The organism is Actinocorallia sp. B10E7, assembly GCF_039871655.1.
Lineage (GTDB): Bacteria > Actinomycetota > Actinomycetes > Streptosporangiales > Streptosporangiaceae > Actinocorallia.
Genome location: NZ_JBDPLZ010000004.1, coordinates 554,843 through 576,231, shown reverse-complemented (window position 1 = coordinate 576,231; position 21,389 = coordinate 554,843). Strand labels below are relative to the sequence as shown.

The 21,389-nt window shown below is 67.7% G+C and carries 15 protein-coding genes and 2 pseudogenes; 4 read left to right on the top strand and 13 right to left on the bottom strand.

The genetic code is table 11. From position 1 onward, the window contains the following. Positions 1-67: 67 nt before the first annotated feature. Both ABGB12_RS16465 and ABGB12_RS16460 read right to left on the bottom strand, forming a co-directional pair. A complete protein-coding gene (locus tag ABGB12_RS16465) occupies positions 68-1,339 on the bottom strand; it encodes a cytochrome P450 (protein WP_347678719.1) in 1,272 nt (423 codons plus the stop codon). Between the two features lie 210 nt (positions 1,340-1,549). Further along, complete coding sequence (locus ABGB12_RS16460; protein ID WP_347678717.1) at positions 1,550-1,750, bottom strand: hypothetical protein; 201 nt, start codon at positions 1,748-1,750, stop codon at positions 1,550-1,552. On the opposite strand from ABGB12_RS16460, the pseudogene ABGB12_RS16455 reads away from it, so the two are divergent. Beyond that, a pseudogene (locus ABGB12_RS16455) lies at positions 1,739-2,293 on the top strand (response regulator transcription factor); the annotation flags it as partial. The gene ABGB12_RS16460 and the pseudogene ABGB12_RS16455 sit on opposite strands and share 12 nt — an antisense overlap. 42 nt (positions 2,294-2,335) lie before the next feature. Further along, entirely contained in the window at positions 2,336-3,853 is a 1,518-nt protein-coding gene (locus tag ABGB12_RS16450; protein WP_347678715.1) for an ATP-binding protein, read from the top strand. Positions 3,854-4,254: 401 nt separating this feature from the next. On the opposite strand, the gene ABGB12_RS16445 is transcribed toward ABGB12_RS16450, so the two are convergent. After that, on the bottom strand, positions 4,255-5,088 hold the full coding sequence (locus tag ABGB12_RS16445; protein ID WP_347678713.1) for an IS5 family transposase: 834 nt from the start codon (positions 5,086-5,088) through the stop codon (positions 4,255-4,257). 244 nt (positions 5,089-5,332) lie between these two features. On the opposite strand from ABGB12_RS16445, the gene ABGB12_RS16440 reads away from it, so the two are divergent. Together ABGB12_RS16440 and ABGB12_RS16435 are read left to right on the top strand one after the other, a co-directional pair. Continuing rightward, positions 5,333-6,166, top strand: coding sequence for a transposase family protein (locus ABGB12_RS16440; protein WP_347678711.1), 834 nt, complete (start codon positions 5,333-5,335; stop codon positions 6,164-6,166). A 188-nt stretch (positions 6,167-6,354) separates the two neighbouring features. Beyond that, positions 6,355-6,684 (top strand): annotated as a pseudogene (locus ABGB12_RS16435) (transposase); the annotation flags it as partial. 47 nt (positions 6,685-6,731) lie between these two features. Here ABGB12_RS16435 and ABGB12_RS16430 read toward each other — a convergent pair. The 10 genes from ABGB12_RS16430 to ABGB12_RS16385 form a co-directional block, all read right to left on the bottom strand. After that, positions 6,732-7,043: a hypothetical protein gene (locus tag ABGB12_RS16430; RefSeq protein ID WP_347678709.1), complete on the bottom strand. Its 312-nt coding sequence runs from the start codon at positions 7,041-7,043 to the stop codon at positions 6,732-6,734. A 221-nt stretch (positions 7,044-7,264) separates the two neighbouring features. After that, positions 7,265-8,209 (bottom strand): hypothetical protein, encoded by a 945-nt coding sequence (locus ABGB12_RS16425; protein ID WP_347678707.1) that lies wholly within the window; start codon positions 8,207-8,209, stop codon positions 7,265-7,267. A gap of 511 nt (positions 8,210-8,720) precedes the next feature. Continuing rightward, a complete protein-coding gene (locus ABGB12_RS16420; protein WP_347678705.1) occupies positions 8,721-15,104 on the bottom strand; it encodes a LamG-like jellyroll fold domain-containing protein in 6,384 nt (2,127 codons plus the stop codon). Beyond that, on the bottom strand, positions 15,101-15,223 hold the full coding sequence (locus tag ABGB12_RS16415; RefSeq protein WP_347678703.1) for a hypothetical protein: 123 nt from the start codon (positions 15,221-15,223) through the stop codon (positions 15,101-15,103). Before ABGB12_RS16415 ends, ABGB12_RS16420 begins: the two co-directional genes overlap by 4 nt. 65 nt (positions 15,224-15,288) lie before the next feature. Next, positions 15,289-16,428: a Fic family protein gene (locus ABGB12_RS16410; RefSeq protein ID WP_347678701.1), complete on the bottom strand. Its 1,140-nt coding sequence runs from the start codon at positions 16,426-16,428 to the stop codon at positions 15,289-15,291. Between the two features lie 120 nt (positions 16,429-16,548). Further along, a complete protein-coding gene (locus ABGB12_RS16405) occupies positions 16,549-18,447 on the bottom strand; it encodes a serine/threonine-protein kinase (RefSeq protein ID WP_347678699.1) in 1,899 nt (632 codons plus the stop codon). A 229-nt stretch (positions 18,448-18,676) separates the two neighbouring features. Beyond that, positions 18,677-19,660, bottom strand: a complete 984-nt coding sequence (locus ABGB12_RS16400) for an ABC transporter ATP-binding protein (RefSeq protein ID WP_347678697.1) — start codon at positions 19,658-19,660, stop codon at positions 18,677-18,679. Positions 19,661-19,744: 84 nt separating this feature from the next. Continuing rightward, a complete protein-coding gene (locus tag ABGB12_RS16395) occupies positions 19,745-20,482 on the bottom strand; it encodes an alpha/beta fold hydrolase (RefSeq protein ID WP_347678695.1) in 738 nt (245 codons plus the stop codon). Positions 20,483-20,499: 17 nt separating this feature from the next. Beyond that, on the bottom strand, positions 20,500-21,171 hold the full coding sequence (locus ABGB12_RS16390; protein WP_347678693.1) for a GNAT family N-acetyltransferase: 672 nt from the start codon (positions 21,169-21,171) through the stop codon (positions 20,500-20,502). Positions 21,172-21,173: 2 nt separating this feature from the next. Next, positions 21,174-21,386 carry an MbtH family protein gene (locus ABGB12_RS16385; RefSeq protein WP_347678691.1) on the bottom strand — a complete coding sequence of 71 codons (213 nt, stop codon included), beginning with the start codon at positions 21,384-21,386 and terminating at the stop codon, positions 21,174-21,176. Positions 21,387-21,389 lie beyond the last annotated feature (3 nt).

Below are 21,389 nucleotides of genomic sequence, written 5' to 3'. Positions count from 1 at the left end.
CCCCTCCTGCGAGAACGCCACGACGAAAGCCACGAGCGCCAGGGGCAGTGCGGTGGCAGGCGGACGTTCAGGGGACGACCCAGAGGGACTCTGGGGTTTTGAACTGGCTGAGCTCCTTGTAGCGGACCGGTTCGCCCTGGGCCCGCAGGCCCGGGTAGCGGGCGGCGAGCGCCTCCAGGGCGTACTGGAGTTCCAGTTTGGCCAGGGGCGCGCCGATGCAGTAGTGGATGCCGTGGCCGAAGCTGAGGAAGGCGGAGGCGTTGGGGCGGCCAGGGCGGAACTCCTCCGGCTCGGCGAACTTCGCCGGGTCGTGGTTGGCCGCCGCGTAGGAGAGGAAGATGCGGTCTCCGGCGCGCAGGTCGACGTCGCCCACCCGGGTGTCGCGGGTCACCGTCCGGAAGAAGCCGACGGTCGAGTTGTCGTGGCGCAGTCCCTCGGTGACGACGTCCTCGGCGCTGACGCCGCCGTTCACCAGCGCGTCCCACCGTTCGGGCCGCTCCAGCAGCACCGCCATGATGTTGGTGAGGGCGCCGCCGGTCGTGTGCCAGCCCGCGCTGATCAGGCCGGTGGCGATGTTGACGACCTCCTTGTGGGTGAGTCTGCGGCCCTGGAACTCGCCATGGACGATCATGCTGATCAGGTCGTCCTTCGGGTCCGCCCGGCGTTCGTCGACGAGGTCGGACACATAGGCGTAGCCGTCGTTGACGTACTTGCCGTACCTCTCCTGGTCGGCGACGGACAGGAGCGGGCCGCTGAAGGCCAGCAGGATCCCGTCGTGCACCCACCGGGAGAACCGGTCGTAGTCCTCGTCGGCGAAACCGACGACTTTCATCGCGGCGGCGAGGGTGATCCGGTCGGAGAACTCCTCCGCGAGGTTGAACGGCTCGTCGCGGGGGAGCCGGTCGGCGAAGCCCTCGATGATCTCCCGGACGGCCGGGGCGAAGGCGGCGATCGACCGGGGCCCGAAGCCCTCGTAGGTGATGCGCCGCTGCGGCCCGTGGTCCGGCGGGTCCTGGATCGTGAGGATCGGATCGTCGAAGAGGTGGTCCATCGCCCGCTGCGCGTCCTCCTGCAGGCCCACCGGACGCGGGAACACTCCCTTGGAGGAGAAGGTCTCCGGGTCCGCGGCGACCGCCCGGACGTCGTCGTATCTGGTCAGGCACCAAGCCTGCAGGGGCTCGGAGAAGAACACGGGCGTGGTCTCCCGCGCCTGGCGCAGCATCTCGTACATCACCCCGAGATGCGGTCCGAACGGGTTGTAGGCCGACAGGTCGTAGCGGTCATGCGGGACGGGTCCGGAGGACGGGTTCGGGGACTCGGCGGTCCGGGACGAAGTCATGAGGGCCTCTCTCGCGACGATCACTCCCTCCCCAGTGGAACATCCGACTTCGGTCCCACGCCAGACGGAATGTTTCCATCAGGAGAATTTCCCTGGGCTCTCTCAGGCCGTGGAGATGGTTCTCGGACTGTTCGCGGGCGACGGTCTCGATCGCGTCGGCCCATCCGCTGCCGATGCCGGTGGTGGATCGGTGGTCTTCGTTCCCTGGGGTCAGCTGGTCGGGGTGGCCTTGGGGTCGAAGGTGGTGAGGTGGTAGTCGTCGAAGTAGGCGACGGTGGCGGGCCAGTTGCCGTCGTCGCGCTGGACGACGAAACCGACGCGGCCTCCGGTGTAGGGGGAGGTGGTGTCGGTGTGGTCGAAGGCGAGTTCGCCGTCGACCCACAGGGCCAGGCGGGTGGTCGCGCCCTCCATCCCGACGTGATCCTCATGGACCTGCGCATGCCCGTCATGAACGGCGTCGCCGCCATCAAGGAACTCACCCGCCTCGGCGTCCCGTCCCGTGTCCTCGTCCTCACCACCTACGACACCGACCGCGACGTCCTCCCCGCCATCGAGGCCGGAGCCACCGGCTATCTCCTCAAGGACGCCCAACGCGACGAACTGGTCCGCGCCATCACCACCGCCGCCCGAGGCGAAACTGCCCTCTCTCCCTCGGTCGCCACCCGTCTCCTGGGCCGCATCCGCACCCCCGACACTTCCCTGAGCGCCCGCGAACTGAAGATCCTCCACCTCATCTCCCAGGGCAACAACAACCGCGAAACCGCCGCCCGCCTGTTCATCAGCGAAGCCACCGTGAAGACCCACATCCTGCACCTCTACGCCAAACTCGGCGTCAACGAACGCGCCGCCGCGGTCGCGGCCGCCTCCAACGCGGCCTCCTTCCCCTGGAATGACCTCTCCTGGACTCCTCAGCTGCACCGAAGCAGCTTTATAAGTCTGTTAAGGTCAGCCTGAACGAATTAGGCACCCTTCAGTATGAACGGAATCGGTTGAGGTATGGGTGAACTACTGACCAAACCGGCGCGGGTGCTGGATCGGGACCGAGAGTGGAGGTTGCTACGGGAGTTCGTGCAGGATCCGATCCCGCAGTTGCGGTTGGCGATCGTGTCGGGACGTCGCCGCCACGGAAAGTCCTTTCTGCTGGAGGCCCTCACTGAGGCCGCGGGAGGCCTGTACCTGACCGCGGTGCAGGAGGAGGGCCGCGTCCTGGCACTGCGGCGTTTCAGCGAGGCGATCGCCCGGCACGCCGGCGTGCCTGCGGGCGCGCTGCGCCTGGAAGGCTGGGAGGAGGTGCTGTCCACCGCCCTGGACGTGGTCGACCGCGCCCCCGGAGCCCCGCTCGTGATCATCGACGAGCTCCCCTACCTCCTCCAGCACTCCCCGGAGATACCCGGACTGCTGCAACTGCTCTACGACCGTTCACAGTCGGGAAAGGCTCCCGGCGGACGGATCGTTCTGTGCGGCTCCGCGATGAGCGTGATGAACGAACTGCTGTCGGGCACCAAGCCGCTGCGCGGCCGGGCCGTCCTGGACCTGCGACTGCCCGCGTTCGACCACCGCACCGCCCGCGACCACTGGCAGATCGCCGACCCGGAGACGGCCCTGCTCGTCGACGCCTGCCTGGGCGGCGCCCCCGGATACCGGCCGCTCGCGCCCGGCACCGCCCCGCAGACCATGGAGGAGTTCGACGGCTGGGTCCAACGCACGCTCCTGGATCCCGGCCGCGCCCTGTACTCGCGTGTAGAAGCGGAGTTCCTGCTGCGCGAGGACCCGCGCATCACCCACCGCACCCTCTACTACGACCTGCTCGCCGCCGTGGCCCAGGGCGCATCCACTCCGACCCGGATCGGCGCGCTGCTGGAACGCCAACGCTCAGCCGTGGCCGCCCCTCTCGAAGTCCTGGAATCCACCGGCTACCTGCGTAAAGAGCAGGACCTCCTCAAAACCCGCAACCCTGTGATCACTGTCGCCGACCCGGTGATCCGCTTCAATCAGCTGATCACCCTCCCGTTGGTGGACATGATCGAACACGACCGCGCCCGCCAGGCCTGGGAGGAGTCCCGCCCCACCTTCCATTCCAAGATCCTCGGCCCCCACTTCGAAGAACTGGCCCGCCGCTGGACCCGCGCCTTCGTCCCCGACGAAACCCCCCTCCACACCGGCGCGGTGGGCTCCACCGAGGTCCCCGACCCGTCCGCCAAGACCAAGCACGAGGTTGACGTCCTGGCCCTGGCCCCCGGCGAACGCCCCCGAACGGCTCACACCCGCATCGCCCTCATCGGCGAGGCCAAAGCCACGATCCAGCCACGCGGCCCCCACGATGTCACCCGCCTCGAACACATCCGGGACCTGCTGGCGGCCCAGGGCCACCACACCGCCGACACCACCCTGGCCCTGTACTCTCTCCACGGCTTCCATCCCGATCTCCAACGCGCCGCAGCCCACCGCCCCGACCTGCTCCTGATCGACCTGGCATCCCTCTACGGATGCGGTCCGGTCTTCGGCGGTCGATAACACGACGACCACCGCCAACCGCGCTCACCAGAATCAGTCGAAGACCACTCCCTCGCGAGAGGACGGGGTCACTGCGGGTTATGAACCGACACCCCCCCAGTCGGCGGTAACCCGCGGCGAAGAATCGGGACGACTACACCCGCGACACTCGCCGGGTTCTCCACCTACGCAGAACTCGAGACCAAGGCGCATTCGATGCGCTCCTACGAAACCCAGGCCTTCCCCGGACTCCTCCAGACGGAGGTTTACGCGAGAGGCGTCATGAACGCAGGTCAAGTCCGTGCGCCTCTTGACGAGCTGGTCGATTCACGCATGCGCAGGAAAGCGATGCTCGACGCCTCCTTCACAATCATGAGTTTCACGGACCGCTCAGTGCGTGTTTTAGAGCTGATCGTTGAGGTCTACCGGGTGTATTCCAGGGGCCTTGGTCCGGTGCGGGTGGCGGGGCGGCCGCGGGCGATGCGGCGGCTCATCTGGTCGATGGCGGCCCAGCGGATGAGGGCCTCTGAGGTGGCCGGGTCGCGCTCATAGTCGCGGGCCAGACGGCGGTGCAGCATCAGCCAGCCCAAAGTCCGCTCCACCACCCACCGGCGGGGATGCACCACAAAGCCCTTCTGGCCGGGCGGTTTGCCGATGATGTGAACCACGACGCCCAGCACGTCGCGGGCCCAGGCCACCAGCCGGCCGGCGAAGCCCTGGTCGGCGAACACCAGGCGGCACGACAGGGTCAGCACCATGCCCAGCAGCAGGGTGGTCGCCCCGTCCCGGTCCTGCACTCCGGCCGAGACCACCATCACCGCCAGCAGCAGCCCGTGGGTGTCGGTGAGCAGGAACCGCTTGCGGCCACCGGTCTTCTTGCCCGCGTCATAGCCCCGCGAGTCCTTGCCGACGGTGTCGGCGCCCTTGACCGACTGCGAATCCATCACCGCCGCCGACGGCTCGGCCTGGCGCTCCAACTCCCGGCGCAGCCGCCTGCGCAGCACAGCCACGATCTGTTCGGTGACGTGCTGGTCCTCCCACCGGCGGAAGTGCCAGTAGACGGTCTGCCAGGGCGGGAAGTCCGCCGGCAGGTACCGCCAGGGGCAGCCCGTCTGGTTCACATACAAGATCGCATCCACGACGTCCCGGCGGGGATGCACCTCTTTGCGGCCGTCCCAGTGCTCGGGAGGCAGCAGGGGCTCGATCAACGCCCACTGCTCATCGGTCAGATCCGACGGATAGGTGGGAGTACGCACCAACCACCCATAACCACCCCAACTGCTCCATCACGATCACCTGTCAAACACGCACTCAGAGGTTGCCTGCCACGAGGTCCGGGCAGCAGCCAGATCATGGAAAACCCGGAAGAAACCGCAGACTACGCGGCATGCTCCAATGATCCATACCTGCGGAAACAGTGGGTACCCGCTCAGCGGGGTCTTCCGGAGGTGAAGACGGCGTCCGTGCCTCAGAAGCCGTAGCGGCCGACGGCCCACAGAGATGTCGTGCCCGGAACGAGATCCATGTCATAGAAGGCCTTGTCTGTATGTTGCCCGGCTTCTGGGTGCCGAACGGCGCAGGAAGCAGACCCCGAAGGGCAGCCGGGCGCTGACCCCGTTCTGGCAGGCGGTCCTGGTGCTGCGCTGGTTCCGCGGGGACAAGGACGTCCCCGGCCTCGGCCGCGACCACCGGGTCTCGCGGGCCACCGCCTACCGCCACGTTGACGAAGGCATCGATGTCCTCGCAGCTCAAGCCCCTGATCTGCACGACGTCCTTGACCGGGCGCGTGCCGACGGCCTCGCCCACCTGATCCTAGACGGCACCCTGCTGCCCGCCGACCGGTGCGCCGAGCAGACCCTCAGCGTCAAGGGCGAACCGATCGACCTGTGGTACTCCAGCAAGGCCCACCGGCACGTCGGCAACGTCCAGGCCCTGTCCAGCCCGGCCGGCCTGCCACTGTGGGTGTCCGACGTCGAGCCCGGATCCGTCCACGACCTGACCGCCGCCCGCACCCACCTGCTCGCAGCCCTCTACAAAGCCGCCGCAGACGGCCTGCCCACCCTCGCCGACAGCGGATACGAAGGCGCCGGAATCGGCGTCCTCACCCCCGTCAAAAACCCTTCCGACGGACAGGTCCTCAGCATCGGCAACCGCACCTACAACCGGCTCCTGCGCGGCCTGCGCGGCCTGGGCGAACGCGGATTCGCCCTGCTCAAAGGCCGCTGGCGCACCCTCCAGCACATCACCGCCGGCCCCGGCAGAATCGGCGCCATCACCCGCGCCGCACTCGTCCTCACCCATTTCGAACACCGCCACCTACCGGGAATTCGCTGAGATCACCTCAGTGTGAACGGAATCGGTTGAGGCGTGGGTGACCTGCTGCTGCGGAGACGATCCGGGTCAGCGGACTGGATCGTCGGCCGCTCCCAGCCGGAACTGTTCGGGCCCATCACCCCTGATCCGACGATCTCCTGACTGGCCGACGCCTTGGCGGCGGAGCCGCCAAGGCGTCGGTGTAGGCGCGGATCACCGTCCGCCGTGAGTGCCCGCGACCCGGCGCGCAACTGCGGTTCAACCATCTGGACGGGCACTGCCTCACCGTGTTCGTCACCGACACCCGCCGCGGGCAACTCGCCGACCTCGAACTACGCCACCGCCGCCGGGCGCGTCGCAAAGACCGTATCCGCTGCGCCAATGACGCGGCCTGCGTAACCCTGCGCGACTTCACGCAGAACCAGATCTGATGCGAACTCGTCGCGCTGCCCTGCGAACTCCTGACCTGGATGCAGATGCTCGCCCTGAACAGCCGCCCGGCCCTCCGCCGGGAACCCAAACGTCTGCGGCTGCGACTGCGCACCCGCCGCATACGGGCCCGGGCCGCGGACACCTACGGGTCTGCTCACTTCGGTCCGGAGGGGAGGATGAGTCCGCCTGCTCCCGACCATGAAGCGCCGACCGACCACCGGTCGTCAAGCGGGTGTCCCCCAGGCGAATCCACGCCGGAGTCGGGGCGGTGAAAGATCCAGGCGTCACTGCGATCAAGGACATAGAGGTCCGTCACACCTTCACTGCGATCGATGCAGCGGACCTCGAAGAGCCCCGCGTCTTCGGTCTTTTCCGACACGCTGCCGCGGCCCGCTCTGAACGCGATGCCCAGTATTTCTTCCGGCCGCCGTGCCTGCGGATCTCCCGCGACACGATGCTCGGGCACCGACCCACCCTCGCCGCGATGTCCTTGTTCGCCAGCCCTTCGGCGATTCCTCGGGAAATCTCCTCCCGATCCTCCAACGTCAGCATCCGACGCACATCTCCCATGGCAGGGTGCCGGTCGGGTGTCTCACCGAGCATGTACGCGATCTCCGGGCGCAGGCCGGGCGGATGGCCTGGGCCGACCACTGACCGACGGCCGGGGAAATGACACCCTCCTGTCCATCATCCGAAGTTCAAGCGGAAGCCGTCCCAGCCGTAGGCCTTTCTGACCGTGTCCTGGTCGTCGAGGTCGTCGGTCCAAGCCGCTACCACCTCGAGCGAGCGCGGGAAAGACGTGATGCGCTCGATCTTCCAATCCGGCTTCAACGCGAAGTCAGCGGGCAGCCCCTCAAGAATGGGATTTTGCTCCGGTGTGGGGAGCCGGGTCTCGGACCATGCACCGGACTCGCGGACGAGCAGGCGATCACTGTCGGTTCCGGCCCAGACGCGGCCGTCCGCGGTGACCGCGATCGCCGTGAGTCTGATGTCGTTCTTCGGGGACTGGTCGGTCCAGCGCCCGTCGGCGTAGTGCAGCACCTTGTCCTCAGTGACCGCCCAGAGACCGTGTGCGGCGTGAGCGTCGATGTCGAGCAGCTTCTCGTCGGCCGCGACCTCGCTCCATTCGCCCTCCGACCAATGGCGTACGACGGCCTTAATGTTCTTCCCTGGCACGGTCAGCGCATCCGACAGCGTCCAGATCTCGTCCGGAGAAACGGCGGCCAGGTCTCTCGGTTCATCCGGTGCCGTGATGGCGTGCCATTCCCTTCCATCCCAACGGCGCAGCCCGCTCTCGACCACCGCCCAGATGTCGTTTCCCGCCGCGGCATCCACCTCCGTCGGCCAGCCTTCTCCGGCCGGCGACAACCGTTCCTTCACCGTCACACCATTACGGCTCACCTCAGCCACCCCGTCCACCATCCGCAGCGACGTCCCATCCCCCAGATCCATCGGAATCAGGAAGAACTCATCTTCCCACTGCTTCCCGACGTGCCGCCAAGCGAATTTTTCCTCCAGCACCGTGCCAGGGGATTGACCTGTCGCTTTTTCGGGGGCGTCATCGCACCCGGCTAGACCCAAGACCACAACAACTGCAAACATGCCGGCAGTGAACGAGCGCACACAGTTCATACGAAATTTCCCTACAGCAGATTTCCTGCCAGACAGCACAGACACGGAATGCTCGACAATTCATTCCCAATCCATAGCTGTCGTCTCGGAAATTTTACGTCGTCCAAATTTCCCAACAGCTAGTTCTATACGCCAGCCGTGCAGGAGGCACAGGCCTGCGCCTCCTGCACGGCTGGCATATTCGTTCACCGGTCGTTTCCGGGAATAATTAATTTGAGAAACCGTTCTCTAACACCCCGCCTACGGAGACGACCACTCGCTTCGTTCAGAACACCCTAGGAGACCCATTTCTCCCTGCAGTTACCCAACCTCCCCTTCTTGACACACTTAAGCGTCACCGGTTGGAAGGAGCCAGGATCGCCGTATCGAATTCTCTTCAGAACCTCAGCGGCCGATCTATTCCAGTCCTTGTACCGGAAATCCTTCTTCAATTTAATCCCATACTTGATGCCTATCTCATTGTTTTCAAGGTCCATCTTCTCATGAACATCGGCATTTTTCTTGCTCGGGTTCAGATTCTCATGATTCCCGCCGATCCGTCGGGCAATTTTGGCCCGAAGTGGATTGTGATGAGCGCCATCCAGGTGGCGTGCTGCAGTCCATTCTGGAAGGTCCCATTGTCGACACACTTCCAGTCATCCTCCTGCGTTTTACATGGCCCATATGCCTTGCGAACCGCCTGTACCGTAGAAACCGCCATTTCAGCAACGGTCGCGCATATCGTAGACGCCTTCGTGGGCCCCGCTTTCTTCATGGTCTTGGCAGTTGCCATACACTGCGCGAATTCCTTACCCTGCTTAGGCATTATCGCGTTACTAGACCGCTTTCCAACCACCATCTTATTATTTGTTTTGTGTGCGTTTTTAACAACGACAGTCGCAGTCTTGGTGACGTCTCTCACCAAGCCTGGCTTGGCCAGGGTAATCCGCTTGGGCTTGGCCTTGGAGTCGGCGGGGAGGTCGAGGATGCGGCGGCCGATGGCGGCGCGGACGCGGAGCTCTTGCTGGATCCTGGCTCGGGCCGCCGCCTGGCGGATGGCTTCGCGCAAGGCTGCGGCGGCGACTACGGCGCGCTGGCGGGCCTCGCGTTCGGCTCGGGCTCGGGCCTCTTGCTCGGCTTTCGCCTTGCGCTTGGCGGCCTCGACGATCTGCTTGGCCTTGCAGGCGACGTTCCACCAGCTGCAGTGGCCGTCCTCATCAGTGCCGATCATGGGGTTGCCGGCGACGTAGGCGAAGGGATTCGCGGCCGCGGAGTTGGGGACCGCTTCGGTCTCGACGGTGTCCTTGTTCTGGAACTGGCCGGTTTCGGGGCTGTACCAGCGGGACCACATGTTGACCTGGCCCGTGGTCGGGTCGGTCCAGCCTGACTGGTAGCCCAGGCTGAGAGGGGCGCTGCCCGCGGTGACGTTGCCCAGAGGATCGTAGGTGGCCGATGCGGTCAGGGCCGTGCCGGTTCCGGTGAAGGAGGCGATCACGTCGTCGTGCTGGTCGGTGAAGGCCAGGACTCCGGCACCCGCCGTTCCGGTCGCCGCATTGGAAGCGATCAGGGAACCGTCGGGGGCCCGGGTGTAGGTGGAGGTGCCGTCAGAGGCCAGGTCGTTCTCCAGACCGCTGTAGGAGAAGACCGCTCCGCTCGGGCCGGTCGCCTTGAGGGTGCGGCCGATGGCGTCGAGCTGGTAGGTCTGCGTTCCACCGGTCGAGGACGAGGTCACCTGCTGGCCGAAGGCGTCCGAGGTGAAGTTCGCCGTTCCGGAGCCGTTCCTTGTCAGGAGGGTGCCTCGGGCCGTGTAGGTGTAGGTGGTGGTTCCGTCCGAGGTCAGCTGATCTCGGGCGTCGTAGGTGAAGGTCTTCGAACCCACCTTGGTGCGGTTGCCGGAGGCGTCGTACTCGTACGCCGTGGTGGCGGTGCCGTTGTTCCAGGAGGCGAGCCTGTTGGCCCTGTCGTAGGTGTAGGTGTTGTTCGAGGCTCCGGTGACGCCGGTGGTGTTCTTGGACGTCAGGTTGCCGTTGGCGTCGTACCCGTAGGCGACGGAGGCCAGGGTGGTGCCTCCGCTGGTCTTGAGGGTGTCGTCGGTGAGGCGGTGCAGGCGGTCGTAGGTGAACGTGCGGTCCTTCGACGTGCCGTAATCGATCGACGTTACCTGCGACCGGACATCGTAGCCGTAGGTGAGGGTGGTGCCGCTTGCCGGGTCGCTCAGGGTCGAGAGGCGGCCGGCGTTGTCATAGGTGTAGCCGACGGTGCCCGCGGCGCTGGTGGCGGAGGTCATCCGCCCGCCCGTGTCGTAGATGAAGGAGCTGTTCCCGGCCGAGCCTGTAGCGGTCAGCAACTGGCCGCGGTCATTGTAGGTGAAGTTCTCCTCCGTTGCCGGGACGGACAGGCTGAGGCCGTCGGTAGACGCCTCCACCATGCGGCCGTCGCCGTCGTAGACGAACGAGCGCTCCGCGGTGTCGGCCTCCGAACCATTTCCTGTCTGGCCGATCACCCGGTCCAGGCCGTCGTAGCTGGTGGTCGTGGACACCCCGCCGGGCAGGGTGTGCGTGACCGCGCGCTTGGCCGCGTCGTACGCGATGGTGGTGCGCCGATCCGCGGTCGAGGTGTGGGCGGTCGTTGCGGGTTCCAGCGCCGACTCCCGCAGGTTCCACACGTTGTATCCGTAGATCCAGTTGTTGCCGCGACCGTCGGTGTAGCGGGTGCGGTTGTTCTCCGCGTCGTACCCGTAGCTGATGGTGATCGAGGCGCCGGTGTCGACCGGTTCGGTCTGGGCTGTGATCAGGCCGTTGGCGTCCCGGGTCAGGGTCGTGGTGTGCCCCCTGGCGTCGGTCGTCGACAGGCTGCGGCCCGCGGCATCGTAAGTGGCGGTGACCGTGGTCAGCACCGTGCCGTCCACGTCGAACTGCCTGGTCGTCGTCGGGTTGTCGAGCACGTCGTACCCGACTGTCCTGGCGGTGCCGTCCGGATTGGTGACCTTGACGGCGCGTCCCTCTTGGTCGTAGACGGTGCTGGTCACGCCGTTGGAAGGATCGGTCACGGAGGTCCGCTCACCGAGCTTGTTGTAGGCGTAGGTGGTCGTCAGGTTGCCCGGAGCCGTCTCGGACGCCAGGAACGCGCCGCCCGGGTTCTGCGCCGAGGCCGTGTAGGAATACGTCGTGGTCACCGCGGTCGGGGACGGGTGGCGTTCCAGCACTGTCGTGGTGAGCGGCCGGTCCAGGAGGTCGTAGGTCTTCTGGGTCTGGACGCCTTCCGGAGTGGTGAGCGACAGGACCTCGCCGTCCGGTGAGTTCACCATCGTGGTGACTCCGTCCTCGGCATCAATGATCTTGGACTTGTGGCCGAGCTGGTCGTACTCGTAGGTGGTGGTGTTCCCGGCTCCGTCGGTCTCGGTGAGCACCGCGCCGCTGTCGTCGTACGTCCAGGTGGAGACCGACGTGATCGGTGTGCTGGAACCCGGCGCGGTGTAGGAGGGCAGCGTCTCGGAGACCTTCCTGCCTTCCGCGTCGTAGGCGGTGGTGATGGTGTTGCCGTTGGCGTCCTGCTGCTCGGTGGCCTCGCCGAAGGTGTTGTAGCCGACCTGGTCGGTCGGGCGCTGCGGCAGCGGCTGGCCGCCCCCCGTCTCAACGTTGACCGTCGGGCTCACCGTGGTGGTGAGCTGGCCGGCCTCGTCATAAGCGAAGTTGGTGACGTTGCCGTTTGGGTCGGTCATCTCGGTGGCGAGGCCGCGTTCGTCCAGCTTCCAGCGGGTGGTCGCCTTGGTGAAGGACGCCGTGGTCCCGCTGGTGCGGCCCTTGGTGTGCAGGTTCGTCACTTCGGTCCCGGACAGCAGCCGGTTGTACACCTGGACGTTGGAGACCGAACCGGGGAAGGCGTCGGCCGCCCCGCCGTTCCACTTGCCGCGGCCGATCGTCAGCGGGCCGGTGGCGTTCCACGGGGTCGTCGCCGTCGCGGTTCCTTCCTGCGTGCCGTTGACGTACAGCTTCATCTGCCCGTCGGCCGCGTTGAAGGTACCGACCAGGTGGGTCCAGGTGCCCGCCGCCGGGGTGCTCGTGCCGCGGGCGTCGGTGCCCCAGGCATTGTCGGTGTCGGAGTTCGGGCGTACCAGTGCCCACTTGTTCTGCGCCTGGGAGTACTGCAGGTAGAAACCCGACTGCCGGTTTCCGTCCTGGGCCACCGCGGTCACGTTCCCGTTCGGGATCGAGCTCAGCTTCACCCAAGCCGACACCGGGAACGTCTGGGAGGTGTCCACGACCGGCCCGTTCGTGGCGATCTGCTGGCCGTTCGTTCCCGGGAACACCGCGGCGTCGTCGGCCCAGGTGACGTTGCCGCTGATTCCGGCGGTGTAACCGGTGCCGGAGGCGTCGGCCACGGTGGTGCCGGAGCTCTGGTTCAGCCTCCACCAGCCGACCGGGTGGCCCGGGTCGTCGCTGGCGATCGACTCGCTGGTCGTCCGGCCCATCGGGTCGTAGGTGAAGGACTTGGTGATGGGCCAACCGCCGGCGTCGGTGCTGGAAGTGGTCGCGATCTTGTCGTCCGGAGTGTACGAGACCTTGGTGATCCGGCCGACCCCGCCCGGGTCGACCGTGGTCGAGGTGACCCGGCCGACCGCGTCCACCGCATGGGTGCTCTTGGTCGCCCCGTTGTTGATGGTCTCCTCGACCACGTGGCCGGCCGCGTTGTAGACGGTGGACTTCTCTACGTAAGGGCCCTGTCCCGTGGCGGTCTTGGTCACCGTCGCGACGAGGTCGTCGTCGGTGTAGGTGTAGGAGGTCGTGACGCCTTCCACGTCGGTGACGGAGGCCAGGCGTCCCGCCGGGTCGTAGGCGCGGGACTCCATCACCAGGTCCTGGGGCTGTGACGGGTTGTTCGGGTTCCCGGTGTAGTCCTTCAGCGTCGTGGTCAGCAACTTACCGTTCGCGTCGTACGTGTGGACGGTGTAGTCGCCCATCTCGTCGTGCACGCCGGTCTTGTTGCCGTAGCCGTCGTATTCGTACGTCTCGACGTTGCCGAGCGCGTCCGTGGCGCTGGTGAGCAGGCCGCGGTTGTCGAATACGAACGACTTGGTGCGCGAGGCGTCGCCGCCCGTGGTGTCGGACACGGTCTGGGAGATGACGTTGCCGTCGAGGTCGTGGGTCGTGACGCTCTTGGAGGTGTGGATCGCGCCGGTCACCCGGTTGAGGACCGGGGGGCTCAGCTCCTCGATGACCCGCCCCAGGTAGTCGTACTTGTAGGACGTCGTGAGCCCGGCGGGATAGGCGCTCGAGACCACGGTCTCGGTGAGCTTCCTGCCCAGCCCGTCATAGGTGTAGTTGGTGACGAGCCCCGCCGCGTCCGTGGTGGAGGCGATGTCGCCGTTCTTGAAGTAGCTGGTCAGCGTGGTGGCGCCGCTGGGCTGCACCACCTTGTAGGGCAGGCCGGCCGGGGCGAACCCTCCGTCGGCTGCGGCGATGGTGGTGCCGTCGGTGTAGGAGGTCTTGGTGAACCGACCGCCCGGGAAGCCCGGCACCGGCGCCGTGACCATCTCGGTCTGGTTGCCCTTGTCGTCGTACTGGTTGACGGTCAGGTAGCGGTCGTCGGTCGGACCGCTGGACTGGCCGTCGCGCTCGGTGAGCTGGACGTCGTTCTTCGGGTTCGGCGCCAGATGCTCGGTGGTGGCGTCGGGCCAGTACGAGTAGTACTTCGTCGAGCAGATGTTCGCGGCCTGGTTCTGGCAGGAGGATTCGGAGACCTTGTTGCCGCGCACGTCGTACCCGGTGGTGTCGACGTCGACCGTGGAGATCAGCTTGTAGCCGCCGGCCACGTCGTACTCATAAGAGGTCGTCTTGTTGCCCGGGTCCTTCACGTTGACGGTCTTCATCAGGGCGAGGCCCTTGGCGTTCTTCGAAGCCGCGTAGTGGGCGGCGACCGCCTCCTTGGACAGCTGGGAGCGGTAGAAGGCGAACTCGCCGATCGAGCCGGGGAAGTAGCCCAGGGTGTTGGTCGGCGCGTGCGGCCACGTCCCGCCGGCCATGCCCGCGCCGACGTACACGTAGTTCACCTGGGTGGTCTGCAGGGTGGCATTGATGGTGTTCTGTTCGACGCCGTCCAGGTAGAGGGTCTGGCTGTCGGACTTGGCCGCCAGCACGACGTGGTGCCATTTGCCGTCGTTGACGGCGGCGTTGGTGATCGTGCTGTTCGCGGTGCCGTTGGTGTCCCAGAACTTGCCGCGCAGCTTTCCGTCGGTGCCGACGTACAGCGCGGGGACGCGGTTTCCGGTCGCAGTGGTGGCCCCTGGCAGCTGGTCTGACTGCTCGGAGTACAGGACGCCGCCCGCCGTGTTGCCGGAGGGCATCTTGAACCACATCTCGATGGAGCCCGGCGAGGTCTGCACCTGGTTGCTGTTCGGCAGCTGCACGTAGGAGGAGGTGCCGTTGAAGGCCGCGCCCGTCGAGTCGGTGAACGGTCCCTCGCCGCCGAGGGTCGTGCCGGAGTAGATGGCGGGGCCGGAGTTGACCTCGTTGGCCCCGTTGGTCGAGCCGCCCGGGTCGCGGAACCGGTAATAGGAGGCGGGCGCGGAGCCGAGCACCGACGCCTGGTACACCTTGCTGGAACCGTTCATGGTCGGAGCCGAGATCTCCCAGACGCCGCCGTGCTTGTCGGTCACCTTGGTGACGGTCCCGGTGACCGTGTCGTAGACGACGCTCGCCTGGGTCCTGCCCTCCGGGGTGGTGATCGAGGTCAGCACGCCCGCCGACTGGGTGGCCGCCCCGTGCAGCTGGGTGATCTCCTGCTGGGTGAGAGTCCGGTCGAAGAGGGCGACGTCCGAGATCGTGCCGTTGAAGAAGTTGGCGTAGCCGGTGCCGTCGGTGGTGCTGTAGTGCGACTGGCCGGGCCAGTGGCCGCCGAGGAAGCCGGCGCCGATCACGCCCGCAGTCCCGCCGCGAGTCCCTCCTGCGAGAACGCCCCGACGAAAGCCACGAGTGCCCCGACCAGGTACAGCCCTCCCAGCCCTCCAGCGGCGTACACCGCTTTCTGCGTGGGCAAATCCCCCCAAGCAGGCGGAAACGGAATTCCGTGATCTTGGACACCGAGAACCGTATCGACGCCTTTCAGGCCGGATAGGGGTCGGCCAGGCTCATGGGTGTTCGTGCCGACTCCAGCGCTCGTTGTGGAAAGCGAGGTCCTGCCGTGTAGTAGCGGGCTCTGGTGCGGCCCACCGATTCGAGCACCCGCGCCGCCACGAGATCACGGAGGTCTCGTTGCGCCTGCTGCGTGCTCAGTCCTTCGGCGTTCTCATAGCGCAGGCGCCGCACACGGCCGCTCATCGCGACGTCATGGAGTGCTGAGACCACGCGCTCGTCGAAGGGTTCGCCATCGACGAAGTCCGCGAGGATCGTCCAGACCCGGCCGGATCGTTCCAGACGGTTACGCACCGTCTGAGCCTGCTGGTGATAGGCGACGAGGTTGAAACGAACCCATCCTGCGACGTCCTGATCAGGGCGGTAGGTCGGGCCTCGCGCACCGAGTTCCCGGTAGTACTCCCACGTGTTCCCCGGACGGCCCAGCCAGGCCTCGATGGAGGAGAACTCCGGCGCCAGGACGCCCTCTCGGGCGATCATGAGTGTCTGCAGGGAGCGTGACATACGTCCGTTCCCGTCGCTCCAGGGATGGATCGACACCAGGTGCAGGTGCGCCATCGCGGCGCGCACCAGCGGATGCGCGCCGTCGTCGGCGGCGTTCAACCAGTCGACGAGTTCCGCCATCAGGCGGGGCACGTCACGTGCGTCGGGCGCGGTGTAAGCGGCGATGCTCGGATCACGGGTGTCGGTGACGTACACGGGGCCCTTACGCCACTGTCCGGCGAGTTTTCCCGCCTTGTGCCGGTGCCCTTGCAGCATCCAGTGCAGACCGTTCAACAGCCCCTTGCCGTAGGAGAAGTCCTCCACGTCATGCAGGGTCTGGATATAGGTCATCATGCGCTGGTAAGCGAGTGTCTCCTCGCGGTTCTCCTCTGACACCTCGACATCGTGTTCACCTTCCATCAGGTCCGCGACGTCGACTGTGGAGACCCGGAATCCCTCGATCGAGTTCGAGGCGGCCACCGCGTCCGCGGTGAGGAACTTCCGCAGGCCCGCCGTCCACTTCGCGGGGATCGAGCGCACCTGATGCCGCAACTCGTACCGCATCACCTCGATCTCATCGAGCACTCGGCGATCCTCGACGCGCAGGGACGGGGTGGGAAACAACATGCCGCAATAATAGAGTGATGCAATCATTACATCAATCCAGAACGCCGACGCCTGTTGTCCCGACGAACACGTCAGGCCGCCCGATAGCGACGGCCCGGCGGTTCCCGTTTGCGGGGCGGGTCAGCCGGCGGGGCCGGCCTTGGGGTCGAAGGTGGTGAGGTGGTAGTCGTCGAAGTAGGCGACGGTGGCGGGCCAGTTGCTGTCGTCGCGCTGGACGACGAAACCGACGCGGCCTCCGGTGTAGGGGGAGGTGGTGTCGGTGTGGTCGAAGGCGAGTTCGCCGTCGACCCACAGGGCCAGGCGAGTGGTCGCCCCCTCCACCGAGCAGACGCCGTGGAGGCGGTGTTCGCTCTCGCCCAGGGGCGGGACGGTGCCTCGGGCCAGGACGGCGCGGGTGCCGGTGGTGGTCTTGGCCAGGCGGGCGTGGCCCTGGCGGTCGACCATCAGCTCGTAGTTGTTGTTCTTGTCGCCCTCTGACTCGTCGCCGAAGCACAGGAAACCGGCGCTGCCCGCCTCGTTACCCTCGGTGATCTGCATCCTGGCCGACAGGAGGAGGTCCTGCTCGGGGTCTTTGAGGGTGTTGCGCCACACCCAGTACGTGCCGGACGTGTCCGGGGTGTGCTGACGCCACCTGCCGTTGTCGTAGGTGGCGGCCTCCAGGTTCGTGGGGAAGCCGGACGAGCGGTCGCTGAAGTCGTCGGGGCCGATGATGGTGTGCAGCGCCGCCGGAGGAGCCGACCGCCTCGTGGTCTCCTCCTCCTCGCCGCCGCCCAACACGTACAGGGGGCTGGCGGGCACCACCAGCAGCGCGGCGATCAGGACGACCAGCGCGCCCACGGCGATGAACGCGCCGTACAGGACGGCCTTGCCGCCGCCTCCGCCTCCACCGGACGTGGTCGGCTGCCAGGAGGACGGCGCCGGGCCTCCCCACTGGCCCTGCGCCGGGACCGGGGTCTGCGGAGGGTAGGGGGTCTGCGGCTGGGCCGGAGGCTGCTGGAAAGGCTGGGAGGGCTGCATCCAGGGCAGCGGGGTCTGCTGCTGGGGAGGCTGGGGCTGCGCCGGGCCCGGCTGCCGCATCGGCTGCGGCGTGAACGCCGGCCCGCCGGTCGGCTGGAAGGTGGACGAGGGGGCGACGGGCGCGGGCGGGTGCTGCTGCCAGATGGTCTCGACCTTCTGGACGGCCTGCTCGGGCGCCACGGCGGGCTGGCCCATCAGGTACGCCAGCAGTTGCGGGACGGTGGGGCGCAGCCGGGGGTTCTTGTTGAGGGCCTGCTCGACGATGGTCCGCAGCCGGCCCTCGAGGCCGTCCAGCACCGGGTCGCCCTGGCTGATCCGGTAGATGATCTCCGGGAGGGTCTGCGCTTCGAAGGGCGAGCGGCCGTTGGCGGCGAAGGCCACCACACAGCCCCAGGAGAACACGTCGACGGCGGGGGTGAGCGGCTCCTGGCGCAGCAGTTCGGGCGCCAGGAACGCCGGGGTCCCGATCATCGCCCCGGTCCGGGTGATCTGCCCCTCGCCGTCCACGGTGCGGGCGATCCCGAAGTCGATCACCCGCGGGCCCAGCGGTGACAGCAGCACGTTGGAGGGTTTGAGGTCGCGGTGCACCAGCCCGGCGGCGTGGATGGCCGACAACGCGGTCGCCATGCCGACGGCCAGGCCCTCCAGGTCGGCGTCGCGCAGCGGCCCGTTCTCCCGGACCGCCTGGTCCAGCGTCGGCCCGGGGACGTACTGGGTGACGACGTACAGCGGCGGGTTCTCCAGTTCGGCGTCGAGCACCGCCGCCGTGCAGAAGCGCTGGACCCGTCCGGCCGCGTTGACCTCGCGCCGGAACCGCTCCCGGAAGCGGGGGTCATCGGCCAGGTCCGGGCTGATCACCTTGACCGCCACCCGGCTGCCGTCGGGCGCCTCGCCGAGGTAGACGATGCCCATACCGCCCCGGCCCAGCCTGCCGAGCAGCCGGTAGGAGCCCAGCCGTTCGGGATCGCCGCTCTCCAGCGGTTCGGTCGAGGGTTCACTCACGGGATCGATCCTCCATCGCGGGGGGCGGGCGAGCCGTCAGGGGCCGCACGGGGGCACGGCCCGCACGATGTCGCCACGGAGGAAGCACACCGCGCACCCGTACAACATCATGACCCAAACCGTACGCTACCCGCCCTGAAGGACGCGGTGCCGCTCGACGCACGAATCGCGGGCGCGCCGGTGACCGGGCTCGGCGGAGTCCTCGCCCGGTCGCGGCGCCGTCAGGCGGTCAGCGGGCCGTCAGGCGGTCCCAGTCGACGAGCCAGTCCCTGCCCTCGTCGTCGATGAACGAGCCGGGCGGCGCCTGCAGCCCGTGCGCCTGCAGCCACTGTCCGGGACGCTGCTGGAAGGGACGGGGCCTGCCGCTGCTCGGCATGAGCTGAGGCGGGATGGGCGCGGGCTTGGCGCTCGTCCGCCAGGTGGAGTCCTCCAGGCTGAGGGCGGCGGCGTCCTTCTCCTCGGCCATGCCGATCGGGCCCTCCCGGCGGGCGTTGAAGAATTGGGTGACGGCGGGGTCCCGGCTGGTGAGCATCATCTCCCGTGGCCCGAACGCCACGAGCCCGCGCCGGAACAGCAGCCCCAGGTTGTCGGGGAGCACCCGGGCGGTGCCGATGTCGTGGGTGACGATGAGGATGGTCGCGCCGGTCTCGTCGTTGATGTCGGTGAAGAGCTGGTTGAGGTAGGCGGTGCGCACCGGGTCGAGCCCGGAGTCGGGCTCGTCCACCAGCAGGATCTCGGGGTCGAGCACCAGCGCGCGGGCCAGACCGGCGCGTTTGCGCATTCCTCCGGAGATCTCCCCCGGCAGTTTGTTCTCCGCGCCGATCAGCCCCACCATCTCCATCTTGGACATGGTGATCTCCCGGATGCGGTGCTCCTTGAGCTTGGTGTGCTCGCGCAGCGGGAACGCGACGTTCTCGTACACGCTCATCGACCCGAACAGCGCGCCGTCCTGGAACAGCACCCCGAAGCGCCGCCTCAGGTCGTGCAGGGGGCGTTCGTGCAGTTCGGGGACGTCCACGCCGTCCACCCACACGTGTCCCCTGTCGGGCCGCAGCAGCCCGATGAGGTTCTTCAGAAAGACCGACTTGCCGGTTCCCGACGGTCCGAGCAGGGCGGAGATCTGCCCTGCCGGGATGGTGAACGTCACGTTCTCCCAGATGACCTGGCGCCCGAAGGACTTCTTCAGCCCCTCCACCCGGATCTCGACTCCCATGACCGGAAAGTACGCCGGGATCGCGGGCTTGAGAGGGCCCAACCTCGGGGGGCTTGGGGGGTCGTCCCCCAGACGGCAGGCGGGTCAGGCGGCGGGGATGCCCAGTGCCCCGTGGAGTGCGGCCAGCAGTTCGGGCTGCCGGTCGTTGAGGTAGAAGTGGCCGCCGGGGAAGACCCTCAGCTCGAACGGCCCGTCGGTGAGCTCCGCCCAGCGGGAGACCTTCTCGACGGTGCCGTGCGGGTCCGCCTCCCCGGCCAGGCCGGTGACCGGGACGGCCAGCCGCGGCTCCGCCCGGTGCTCGTACTTCTGGATGAGCCGGTAGTCGGCCCTGACGTAGGGGAGGACGAGTTCGCGCAGCTCGGGGTCGGCCAGCGCCTCGGCGTCGGTGCCGCCCAGCTCGACCAGCTCGGAGACCAGGCCGTCGTCGTCCTTGTCGGCCGGGTTGCCGCCTTCCCCGCGCAGGTGGACGGCGGGCGAGGCGGACATGAACACGTGGACCGGGGGGACGCCCTTGGTCTGGAGCAGCAGGGCGGTCTCGTAGGCGAGGATCGTGCCCATGCTGTGGCCGAAGAAGGCCAGCGGCCGGTCGGTGAGCGGGGCGAGCGCGGCGGCGATCATCCGGGCCGCCTGCCGGGCGTCGGTCATCATCGGCTCGCGGATCCGGTCGGCGCGGCCGGGGTACTGGACGGCGTGCACCTCCAGCGCGGGGCTGGACGCCTTGCCCCAGGTCCGGTAGGCGCCGGCCGAGCCGCCCGCGTGCGGGAAGCAGACCAGCCGGGTGGTCGCCCAGGGGCGCGGGTCGGGGCAGCGAAGCCAGCTCACGGGTTCCTCGTTCCTTCTCAGTTCTCTTCCGCGGCGGGTTCCCCCGCGAGGTCCTCCACCGGCCCCTCCTGCGGCTCCAGCCGGGACGCGCGGGGGTCGCCGGGCAGCGGCCAGGGCGCCAGCCGGGGGTCGGGCACCCGTTTGGCGCCGGACGTCTCGGCCGCGACGGTGAACCCGCGCCTCAGGTAATTGGCCTTGGCGTTGGGATGGTCGAGGGTGCTGGTGCGCAGCCAGACGCGCTCGGTCGGCCCCAGCCCCTCACCCCACAGCCTCCCGCGCTGCCAGGCGCGGCGCACGCACTGCTCGACCAGGTAGCCGCCGAAGCCCCGCCCGACGAACGCCGGCACCAGCCCGACGAGGTGCACCTCGGTGTCGCCGTCCGGCTGGGCCTCCAGCTCGAAGTACCCGGCGACGGTGCCCTCGGCCAGCGCGATCCAGGTCGCCAGTTCGGGGCGGTCCACCCACTTGGCCCAGTCCTCGAACGTCCAGGAGAACCGGTCGGTCCAGCAGACCCGGGCGCCGACCGCCGCGTACATGGCGCGGTTGAAGTCGGGGGACGGCACCCCGGCGAGGCTGAAGGTCAGCTCGTCCGAGGGAAGGGGGCTGGGCCGGAGCGCGCCGGGGTCGCGCATCTCCAAGGTCCATTCGGTGACGGCCAGCTCCGCCTCCACCCGGGTTCCCTGCCGCAAGATCAGGAGTCCATCGCCTGGATGAGGCTCTTGGGGCGCATGTCCGTCCAGTGCTCGTTGATGTGGTCCAGGCACTCCTGACGGGTGCCGGCGGGCCTGGCGACGGTCCAGCCCGCGGGCACCTCGGCGAACTGTGGCCAAAGCGAGTACTGGCCCTCGTCGTTGATCAGCACCAGGTAGGTCGCTTCGTCGTTCTCGAAGGGGTTGGTGGCCATCGG

What these genes read in the sequence shown, in the direction of transcription:
- ABGB12_RS16465 (WP_347678719.1), bottom strand. Translation starts at nt 1,339, where the DNA reads ATGACTTCGTCCCGGACCGCCGAGTCCCCGAACCCGTCCTCCGGACCC.
- ABGB12_RS16460 (WP_347678717.1), bottom strand. Translation starts at nt 1,750, where the DNA reads ATGGAGGGCGCGACCACCCGCCTGGCCCTGTGGGTCGACGGCGAACTC.
- ABGB12_RS16450 (WP_347678715.1), top strand. Translation starts at nt 2,336, where the DNA reads ATGGGTGAACTACTGACCAAACCGGCGCGGGTGCTGGATCGGGACCGA.
- ABGB12_RS16440 (WP_347678711.1), top strand. Translation starts at nt 5,333, where the DNA reads ATGTCGTGCCCGGAACGAGATCCATGTCATAGAAGGCCTTGTCTGTAT.
- ABGB12_RS16425 (WP_347678707.1), bottom strand. Translation starts at nt 8,209, where the DNA reads ATGAACTGTGTGCGCTCGTTCACTGCCGGCATGTTTGCAGTTGTTGTG.
- ABGB12_RS16410 (WP_347678701.1), bottom strand. Translation starts at nt 16,428, where the DNA reads ATGTTGTTTCCCACCCCGTCCCTGCGCGTCGAGGATCGCCGAGTGCTC.
- ABGB12_RS16400 (WP_347678697.1), bottom strand. Translation starts at nt 19,660, where the DNA reads ATGGGAGTCGAGATCCGGGTGGAGGGGCTGAAGAAGTCCTTCGGGCGC.
- ABGB12_RS16385 (WP_347678691.1), bottom strand. Translation starts at nt 21,386, where the DNA reads ATGGCCACCAACCCCTTCGAGAACGACGAAGCGACCTACCTGGTGCTG.